The sequence below is a fragment of the Nevskia sp. genome (genome assembly GCF_051860985.1).
In the GTDB taxonomy this organism is placed as follows: domain Bacteria; phylum Pseudomonadota; class Gammaproteobacteria; order Nevskiales; family Nevskiaceae; genus Nevskia.
Genome location: NZ_JBIMKV010000006.1, coordinates 205,487 through 214,747 on the forward strand (window position 1 = coordinate 205,487; position 9,261 = coordinate 214,747).

Below are 9,261 nucleotides of genomic sequence, written 5' to 3' on the forward strand. Positions count from 1 at the left end.
CGAGTTTTAAAAGTGACCATGAACCTCTGACTTTGTCCCTTCCGCTGCGAACGCACAATGCGTGCGACGAATCCGATACATGAGACAAATACTTAGTTGGCAATGCGGGAGCAGTGACTGCCAGCGCCGCCACGACGTACCCAATTAGGGCGCAAAAAACTGGGATGCTAACCAGGATTTTAATCAGCTTTAGGCGCTTGCCGGCCGCCCACCATTCTTTGACAACTGATATGCCCCGAGAAGACCCATCGGGATTCTTGGCTCCGACGAAGACCGCTAGACAACCTACGAGAAACGCCAGCGTGGCGAGTTTGAAGACTAGCGGCAGTACATCACTATTGGGCACATACGGCGAATGCGCACCGATCGCAATGACCACAATAATCGTGACAAATGCTGCGAGTACGGCGTTGGCGAGACGTATTACTCGTCGCATGGGTTGACCTGAGCGCGTGTAGAGCTAACTACAATTCGGCTGCAAAAATGCACGATAACCTGCCACGTTATCGTGACGAAACGCACGATAATCTGGCGAAACGTGCTGGATATTCTGGCGGAGGCCAGTCAACGGACTGATTCTCACCAGGAATTTTCTCGCCTGTTGGCCGCAGGATAATCTGGCGAAGGAAGCCGCAACAATCGACGCGTTCGGCCTGTCGTGTGTAGTACTGCACGCTCAGGAAGCGTTGCCGAGCCTTTTGGCAAGCGCGAGGCGTTCCCCGTGTACGCGGTGTGCCAGATTCGCGTGATTCGACCTCCGCAGCCTTGGCGATAAGGGTTTGCCGACGACCTGAGCACACCCACTCGCTTCGAGCCCAGCCTTAAGGCGCCACCGGCTCGCGTTGCGGCTCCACCACGGGGTCCGGTGCCGGAATCGCATCCGGGCTACGCGTCGGGTCCGGTGCGGGGCCGGCTGAGGGCACTTCATCTCGACTCGGCCGTGATGGCGTGTCGGCGGTCTTCTTGCCGCGCTCGGTGGTGTAGATGACATCGCCGCCGCTGGCGGTGCCGGACTCGGTCGACAGCTTGAAGCCGCGGCCCAGCGTGTACAGCATGCGGAACGTGTAGCCCTCCTGGAACAGGCTGATGCCGTAGCTGACGAACAGTTTCGGCGTCAGGTACTTGCCGAGCGTCAGCTGTGCGGCCTGCGCACCGGCGTCGACCGCACCAGCGCCACCCTGGGCGCCGCTGATGCTCTGGGCGTTGGCGGCCACTTCGGAGTTGTTGGCGGCTGCGCTGCCGACCGACAGCTCATCGAGCCCGACCTTCTTGCCGATCAGCCCGGCCAGGTAGTCGCCGCCGCCGAGACCGAGGCTGAGGGCGGCGCTGGACACCATGCTGCGGTCCTGCGTCGAGCTGTTTTCCAGCGAGCGGCCGAGCACCAGCCAGGACAGCTGCTGCTCGCGCGGCAGGCTCGGGCTCGACTGCAGGCTCAGCTCCGGCTTGGCCAGGGTGCCGCGCACCCGCACGCCGACCTTGATGTCCTCGCGCGGCTGCCGCGTCGCGTACAGGTCGACGGCCGGCGTAGTCACCGGGCCGCCGCTGAAGATCAGCCGGCCGGTCTCGATGCTCAGGTCCTGGCCATAGGCCTGGTAGCGGCCATCGACCAGCCGCAGCTCGCCGCGGCCCATCGCATCGAAGCCCGGCCGCTGGCTGACGTTGACGCCGCCTTCGATGCGCGTCTTCAGCCCGAAGCCTTCGATCATCACCCGGTCGCCGAGCGCCAGCTTCAGGTCGACGGTCACCTTCAGCGGCGGTTCCTTCTCCGGCACCGTCACGCCGACCAGTACCTGATCGCTGCTGGCATCGACACCGCCGCCGCCGAGGCCTTTCGGCGTGATGTCGGCGCGCGGCACGCCCAGCTCGCCGCTCAGGCGCGCGCCTTCGGCATTGCGTAGCAGCTGCAGGTCAGCGTCGATCCAGGCACGCGCCTGCGGCGTGTTCATCGCCTGGAAGCCGCTGCCCTTGACCTTGATGTCGGCGGTCAGCGGCAAGCTGTACGGATTCACCTCGCCGCTGATCGCCAGCTGGCCGCCGCCGGATTTGACGCTGCCTTCCAGCGCCAGCGGATCGCTGCCGCGCGTCTTCAGCAGCAAGTTCAGCTCGGTCAGATCGATGCCGGCCACCACCAGCCGCGCCTGGCCGTCGCTGAGCCGGATGTCGCCGGTATAGCGCGGGTCGCCCACGGTGCCGGATAGCGCGATGTCGCCGGCCAGCCGGCCGCCGAGCTTGTCGACCTGCGGCAGCAGCGGTTCGATGAAGCCGAGACTCGGGATGTCGAGCCGGATGGTGCCGCCGAGCGCGCGTTCCATGAAGTTGATGCCGGGCGCGGCGGTGACGTCCGCCGCCAGCGCCGCACCGGACAGCTTCAGGTCGGCCTTGGCGGCCAGCCGGCCGTCGACCTGATCGGCTACCACCGAACCGGTTTCGATCCGGTAGGTCGGCGCATCCGGCAGCTCGATGGTGGTGTCGCGCAGGTTCAATGCCGCCTTGGCCTGCTGCAGGTCGCCGCCGGAGAAATTGATGAAGCCATCGCCGTCGATGCTGCCGGCGATCTTCAGGTCCGGGCCCAGGAACGGCTGCAGCGCGGCCAGCAGCAAGCGATCGATGTTCCAGCCGATGCGGGCGCCGTCGGCCAGCACGTTCTGTTCGAGATTGAAGCAGGCGCGGCCGTCGCGGCCGTTCAGGCAGGCCGGTTCCAGCGCCCGGCGCTTCTGGCCCAGCAGGATGCCCGCCGGCTTGTCGAGCGCCCACGCCGACATCCGCTCCGGGCTCAGCTCAAGCTGGTTCAGCTCGCCACCCCATTCGCCACGGGTCCGGTCGAAACCGCCGATGAGGCCGAGCTTGCCGTTGCCGCGTTCGGTCACCGCATCGACCAGCACCCGGTGGTAGACCTCCAGTCCGGTCAGCAGCAGCGACACCTTGTCGATGTGCAGGCCCAGCTGGGCATTGCGCAGCTCGACGCTGAGCCGCGAGCTGTCGACCTTCGGGTCGATGTCGCCCTGCCAGTCGAGGCGCGCCAGCGTCTGCTCGCCGTAGGCGAAATCGCGCAGGTTGCCGTCGGTCACCAGATGCGGCTGCTCGACCGTACCGTCGAGCGCAAAGCTCATCGCCGCCCGGCCGGCCAGCTCCGGCAGCAGCGCACCGAGGTTCGGGCTGTCGAGCCGGCCGGTCATTGCGAACGGCGGCGTCACCTGGCCCTTGAGATCCAGCGTGGTGCCGCCGGAATCCAGCCGGGCCCGGTCGAGCGTCACTGTGGTGCCGTCGTCGTCGATCCGCGCGACGCCGGCGGCATCGAGCCGCAGGCGGTAGTTGCGCAACCGCGACTTGTCGATCAGCGCCTCGAAGCGGATCGGCCGGCCGTCGAGGCTGTCGTCGTTGCGCGCCTTGAGGCTGCCGTTCAGATCACCCGGCCAGTCCGCTGCCACGATCGCCGGGTCGAGCCGGGCGATGGTGGCTTCGACATCGACGTTCAGCGCCGGCTGCCAGCCAACCGTGCCACGGGCGTCGATACCGCCCTGGCCGGCCTTCAGGTTCAGCGCTTCCAGACGGGCCGAACGGGTATCGGTGACGCCGTTGGCGCGCAGCTCGAACGGCTGGCCGCGCAGCGAGGATTGTTCGAAGCGCGCGTCGAAGGCGATCGTCGGCTCCTCGCCAACCATCGTCGTCGAACTGCTGAGCCGGCCGTTCAGGTCGCCAGCGATATCGGCCACGAACCACGCCGGGTCGACATGGCGGAATTCCGCCTCGATCGTCGCCAGCAGCTTCGGCGACCAGGCGACGGTGCCGCTGGCCTTGACCGAACCGGGCTGCCGCTGCGTCTTGCGCGGCGTCGCGGCGCTGGCCAGTGCCACTGGCAGCGCATCGAGCGACAGCGCATCGAGGTGGACCTGCTCCAGGCTGCCGCTGCCGGCCATCGACAGCGTGGCGGCGAACTCCTGCAGCGTGGCGGTGCTGTCGAGCGCGAAGCGATAGGCGTCGAAGCTGCCGGTGAACGTGGCGTGGCCGACCAGATCGCCGGCGAGCGGCGGCGTGCCGTCAGCAAGGTTCAGCGGCCAGTGCAGCTGCTGCCAGGCGAGTTTCAGGTCGCTGGCGACCTGGTCCAGCCCGAGCCGGCCGCTGGCCTGCAGCTGTCCGGGGCCGCTGAGCTTGAGCGACTCGAAATCGATCTGCGCGCCGCGCATCGACAGCTGCGTCTCGGCATGCAGGGCCCCGGTCAGCGGCAGGCCGGTGGTGTCGAGCGCGCTGACGGTGATGGCATCGCCGATCCAGCGGCCGACCAGCGTGCTGCGGGCCAGCGCCACGATCGGCGTCGCCGGGTCGTCGCTGCCGTGCAGGGTGAAATCGGTCAGCGCCAGCGCGTCGATGACGATATCGAGCGGCAGCCGCGACGGCAGGTCGGTCGGGGTTTCCGGCTCGGGAATCGGCGGCGGCGGCGCCAGCCGCACGTCGAGGCCGTCGACCGCCAGCGATTCGACATGCAGACGCCGGCCGAGCAGGGCCAGCGGCCGATGGCGCAGCGACACCCGGCCGATGCTGACCTGCAGGCCGTCGCTGCTGGTGTAGCGGACCTCGCGCAGCTCGACGGCATCGAGCAGGCGGCCGCGGACCCGGCCGACGTGGATCGCGTCATCGGTGAGCGCGGCCAGCTGGTCCAGTCCGAAGCGCAGGCCGCGTTCGCTGCCGAGCACGGCGCCGACAGCGGCCAGCACCAGCAGCACCGGGATCAGCAGGGCCACGGCGAGCCCCCGTCCCCAGCGGCGGCGCGGCCGTGCTGGCGGCGGTGGCGGCTGCGCGGCGGCGGCGCTGCTCACAGGCCCACCTGCACGCCGAGATGCAGCCGTACCGGCGACTGGTCGGCATCGAAAGGATGGGCGAGGTCGAGCGCGAAGGCGCCGAACGGAGCGCGGTAGCGGACGCCGAGCCCAGCACCCAGGCTCAGCGCGACCAGCGGCGTGTCATCCGCGCCGCCGGCGTCGACGAACGCGGCAATGCCGTATTCGCGCAGGAAGAACCAGTCCAGCTCGGTGCTGGCGGTGGTCAGGTAGCGTCCGCCGATCACGCGGCCGTTGGCGTCGCGCGGGCCCAGCGACTGGAACGAGTAGCCGCGCACGCTGCCGTCGCCGCCAGCGAAGAAGCGCTGCGAAGGCGGCAGGTTGTCGAAGCTGCCGACCCAGGTGGCGCCCTGGTCGGCACGCACCCGCAGCTGCAGGCTGCGGTGCAGTTCCAGAAGGCCACGCAACTTGACGGTGCCCTGCACGAAGTTGGTATCGGACAGCAGCGCGGTGCTGCCGCCGTGGGCGTCGACGAAGGCGTACCAGCCGGCGCGCGGGAAGATCGGATCGTCGCCCTCGGTGTGGTCGATCGAGATGCCGGGCACCAGCAGCTTCGATTGCCGCCGCGGGCTGTCCTTGATGGTGTACTCGTCGAACGTGTATTCCAGATAGATGCGCCGCTGCCAGCGCTTGCCGCGCCGGTTGTAGCTGGTGCCGATCCGGTACAGCGTTTCCTTGACGTCGCTGAAGTCCTGGGTCAGCGCCTGGCTAGTGATGCTGACCGAATCGCTGGGCACGATGCCGACCGGGATGCGGTATTCGGCCACCACGGTCGAGATGCGCTGCGAGACCCGCAGATCGGTGCGCAGCTTGTGGCCCAGCGTGTTGAGACGGCGGAAGTCGGCGCCGACCGAGGCGCGCGGACCGGTGTCAGTGCCGAAGCCGAGCCCGAAGCGGTAGCTGCGCGGCGCGCGTTCGGTGGTCGAGATCACCATCGGGATGCGCGGCGAGGCATCGGTGGCTTCGTCCTTCCGGCTTTCGATATCGACGGTCTGGAAGTAGTCGAGATCGCTGAACGCGAACTGGGTGCTGAGCACCTTGGCCGGATCGTAGGGCTCGCCGGGTTCGAAGGTCAGGTAACGACGCAGGAAGGCGTCGCGCAGCAGCTTGTCGCCGTCCTGCACGATGGTGACGTCGCCGAAGTAGTAGCGGCGGCCGGTGTCGAGCGTCAGCAGCACTTCGGCGGCATTGTTCGGCACGTCGATGCGCAGCTCGCGGCGGGTCAGCTTGGCGTCGAGCAGGCCCAGGCTGTAGGCGGTCTGCACGATGCGCGTCTTCAGCGCTTCGTAGTCTTCGTGCTTGATCCGCTCGCCGAGCTTCAGCGGCCAGGTGCGGCTGCGGTAGCGGACCAGCGCCGCTTCCTCGGCGCCTTCGCCGGTGAGTTCGATGTCGATGGTGCTGATCGCGGTCAGCGGGCCGGCGTCGACGCGGTATTCGGCAACCCAGTCCGGTGCGCTGCCGCTGAGCTTCATCGTGACCGTGGCGTTGTACCAGCCGTAGGGCCGCAGGGCTTCCTGGATTTCGCGCTCGCCCTGGCGGAACAGTCGTTCGACGTCGGCCTGGTCGTAGTGGCCCTTGTCGGCGTCGGTCCGCTTGGCGAATTCGAGGATCGACAGCTTGGCGTAGGCGTTGTCGCGCTCGTCCGGCCCCAGGCCCTTGACCCGGACGTCGATACCGGCGCGGGCCGGCAGCGACATCAGCAGGGCAATGGAAACCAGCAGAAGGAAGCGCGGCATCGGTGGATCGACAAGGGCCTGCTAGTGGCGGGCAATCTGGATGCCGGGACGGCGTTCGGCCCTCTGCGCGGGATCGAACGCGAGATACGGCCGCACCGTGTAGCCGGCGGCTTCGAGCCCGGCGATCAGGCCGTCCGGCCCGAGCCAGTGCGCGGCGCCCACGATGAACAGCTGCCGCTGCGGCTCGGCCAGTCGCCGTTTCAGCTCGGGCAGCCAGGCCCGGTTGCGGCGGGCCAGCAGGTGTTCGTGGATGGCGGGGAAATCGCGCTTCAGCTCGGCAATCACGGCGGTCATCCGCTCCGTGTCGTTGTCGCGCCAGGCGCGGTACATCTCGACCGGCTCATCGCTCTTCGGGTTCCGTTCCGACAATGCCGCGTCGAGGAACTGCCGCGACAGCGGCGGCGTCATCGCCGAGAACAGGCTCAGATGGGCGCGCGGCTCCTCGAACCAGGCGATATGCCGCCGGGCGTCGCGGGCTGATTCGTACAGCTGTCGGTCGAGCCCGAACTCGCCGCGAAACCCGGCGCGCTGGTAGGCGAACAGTTCCAGCGACAGTGCACAGAACCATGGCCGGTACTCTTCGCACAACGCTGCTGGCATCTTCAGCGCCTGCATGCGGGCGCGCACGCGGGCCAGCGTCGCGGCGTCGATCTCGCCTTTCAGTCCGTCCGGTGCGCGGGCGGCATCGAGCATCGTGGCGGTGCCGTCGCGACTGGACAGCGCAGCGATGTCGCTTTCGAACACCAGCGTGTCGGCCGCTTCGAAGACCTGGCGGATACCGGCCGGCAGCTGCCCCGCCGCCTTCGGAAGCAGGTGAACCGAGCCGAGCAGGTAATGCGTTGTACTGGCACCGCGCACCTGCCAGAGGAACGGCGAGGCCGACGCCGGCGCATCGGCGATCGCCGGGCACGCGCTCGAGATCAGCAGCATGACTGCCGACAGCGCACGGCGAAGCATCACGCGATCAAGCCGCATCGCTACCCGGTTCGTGATCGTCGCGATCCGGCTTCAGCCAGTGCCGAACCGGGGCGTCGCCGTCGAGCCCGACAAAGTCGAACAGGTTCCGATCCGCCATCTGTGACGGCGCGATGTTCTGCATCGCCGAGAACACGTGTTCGATGCGACCCGGATAGCGCGCATCCCACTCTTCCATCATCTTGCGGACCTGTTTCCGCTGCAGCTGCTCCTGCGAGCCACAGAGATTGCAGGGGATGATCGGAAACGCCTGCTGGCGGGCGTACTCGATGATGTCGGTTTCGCGGACGTAGGCGAGCGGCCGGATGACGATGTGCTTGCCGTTGTCGCTCTTCAGCTTCGGCGGCATCGACGCCATCTTGGCGTTGAAGAACAGATTCAGGAAAAAGGTCGCGACGATGTCATCGCGGTGGTGGCCGAGCGCGATCTTGTTGTAGCCGTTAGCCTCGGCAAACGAATACAACGAACCGCGCCGCAGCCTCGAACACAGGCTGCACATGGTTTTGCCTTCCGGGATCACCCGCTTGACGACCGAATAGGTGTCCTGCTCGATGACGTGGTACGGAACGCCCCTGCTTTTGAGGTACTGCGGGAGCACATGCTCCGGGAAGTCCGGCTGCTTCTGGTCGAGATTCACCGCCAGAATCTCGAAATCAACCGGTGCTGCGTCCCGGAGCATCAGCAGGATGTCGAGCATCGTGTAGCTGTCCTTGCCGCCGGACAGGCAGACCATGACTCGATCGCCGTCTCGGATCATCCCGAAATCGGTGATCGCCTGACCAACCTGCCGGCGCAGACGCTTGACCAGCTTGTTGCGTTCCAGCCGCTCGCGTTGAGCAAGCTCCGACACGGCGGACGGGCCGGCGTGATCCGCTCCCGGATTGACGGAACCGGCCAGGAAGTCGGTCAAGGACACAGCAGACATGCGCGGGCTTCGTGAAAGTGCAGTAGCGAATGATGCGGGACGGGCGGCGAGCTTGTCGAAACGCCAGTCGCCAGATCAGCGTCAATCGTCGGACGGAGGCGGCTGCTCCGCTGCCTTGCTAATGGCGGCAACCCATTCGCCGTCGGGAATCACGCGCTGCATATGCTTCACCAGCATCGAGACCTCGTTGCTTCTGACCCAGCGCCGCCGGGGCGGCAGATCGTCCTCATCTTCAGGCATGTGCTCGTCGGCAGGTTCTGACATGGCAATACGGTTGGGTTGCGGCGTCTAGCAATGAATGCGGGAATCTGCGATCGGCGTTTGGGATGCGTCGAAACAAAAATTAAAGTGAGTTCCAAGCAGCATCGAAGCGCTCTAAAGGCGCCCGGCCGAAAATATTTCAGTTGCAGTGTTGACTGCACAAGAAAGGGATCTATACTCCGCGTCCCTTGAGTCGGCTACCGGCTTTGGGGGAGGGAAGCGGGGGTTAGCAGTTTTCGGAAGTTTTCGAAAAGTGTTGACAGGGCAGAAAAAGGCCCTATAATTCGCCTCCCTGCTGACGACCTGACGCGAAACGCGGCGGTCTGAAGCCAGATCTTTAACAGAACAACAAGTGATTTTTGTGGGTGCTTTCGGGTGCTTTGGTGCAAGCCAATAGTATCACGGAGCATCAATAGTCAGTAATGAGTAGTTGATGACTCTCAGGCTCTTGAGCTGCTTAGGCGCTCGAGGGCGTTCCAGTTAGCTTTAAATTAATTGGAGAGTTTGATCCTGGCTCAGATTGAACGCT

At 66.2% G+C, this 9,261-nt stretch carries 5 protein-coding genes; all 5 read right to left on the bottom strand.

Going from position 1 to position 9,261, the window contains the following annotated elements:
* Positions 1 to 821 precede the first annotated feature (821 nt).
* The 5 genes from ACTIGJ_RS08510 to ACTIGJ_RS08530 all read right to left on the bottom strand — a co-directional run bounded on the left by ACTIGJ_RS08510 (position 822) and on the right by ACTIGJ_RS08530 (position 8,735).
* Positions 822 to 4,739, bottom strand: a complete 3,918-nt coding sequence (locus tag ACTIGJ_RS08510; RefSeq protein ID WP_439639867.1) for a translocation/assembly module TamB domain-containing protein — start codon at positions 4,737 to 4,739, stop codon at positions 822 to 824.
* A gap of 71 nt (positions 4,740 to 4,810) precedes the next feature.
* Positions 4,811 to 6,571 (bottom strand): autotransporter assembly complex protein TamA, encoded by a 1,761-nt coding sequence (locus ACTIGJ_RS08515; RefSeq protein ID WP_439639868.1) that lies wholly within the window; start codon positions 6,569 to 6,571, stop codon positions 4,811 to 4,813.
* A 21-nt stretch (positions 6,572 to 6,592) separates the two neighbouring features.
* The gene (locus tag ACTIGJ_RS08520; RefSeq protein ID WP_439639876.1) at positions 6,593 to 7,528 is read right to left on the bottom strand and encodes a TraB/GumN family protein; all 936 of its coding nucleotides are present in this window, start codon (positions 7,526 to 7,528) and stop codon (positions 6,593 to 6,595) included.
* Between the two features lie 7 nt (positions 7,529 to 7,535).
* A complete protein-coding gene (gene ttcA / locus ACTIGJ_RS08525; RefSeq protein ID WP_439639869.1) occupies positions 7,536 to 8,471 on the bottom strand; it encodes a tRNA 2-thiocytidine(32) synthetase TtcA in 936 nt (311 codons plus the stop codon).
* A gap of 81 nt (positions 8,472 to 8,552) precedes the next feature.
* Positions 8,553 to 8,735 (bottom strand): hypothetical protein, encoded by a 183-nt coding sequence (locus tag ACTIGJ_RS08530; RefSeq protein ID WP_439639870.1) that lies wholly within the window; start codon positions 8,733 to 8,735, stop codon positions 8,553 to 8,555.
* Positions 8,736 to 9,261 lie beyond the last annotated feature (526 nt).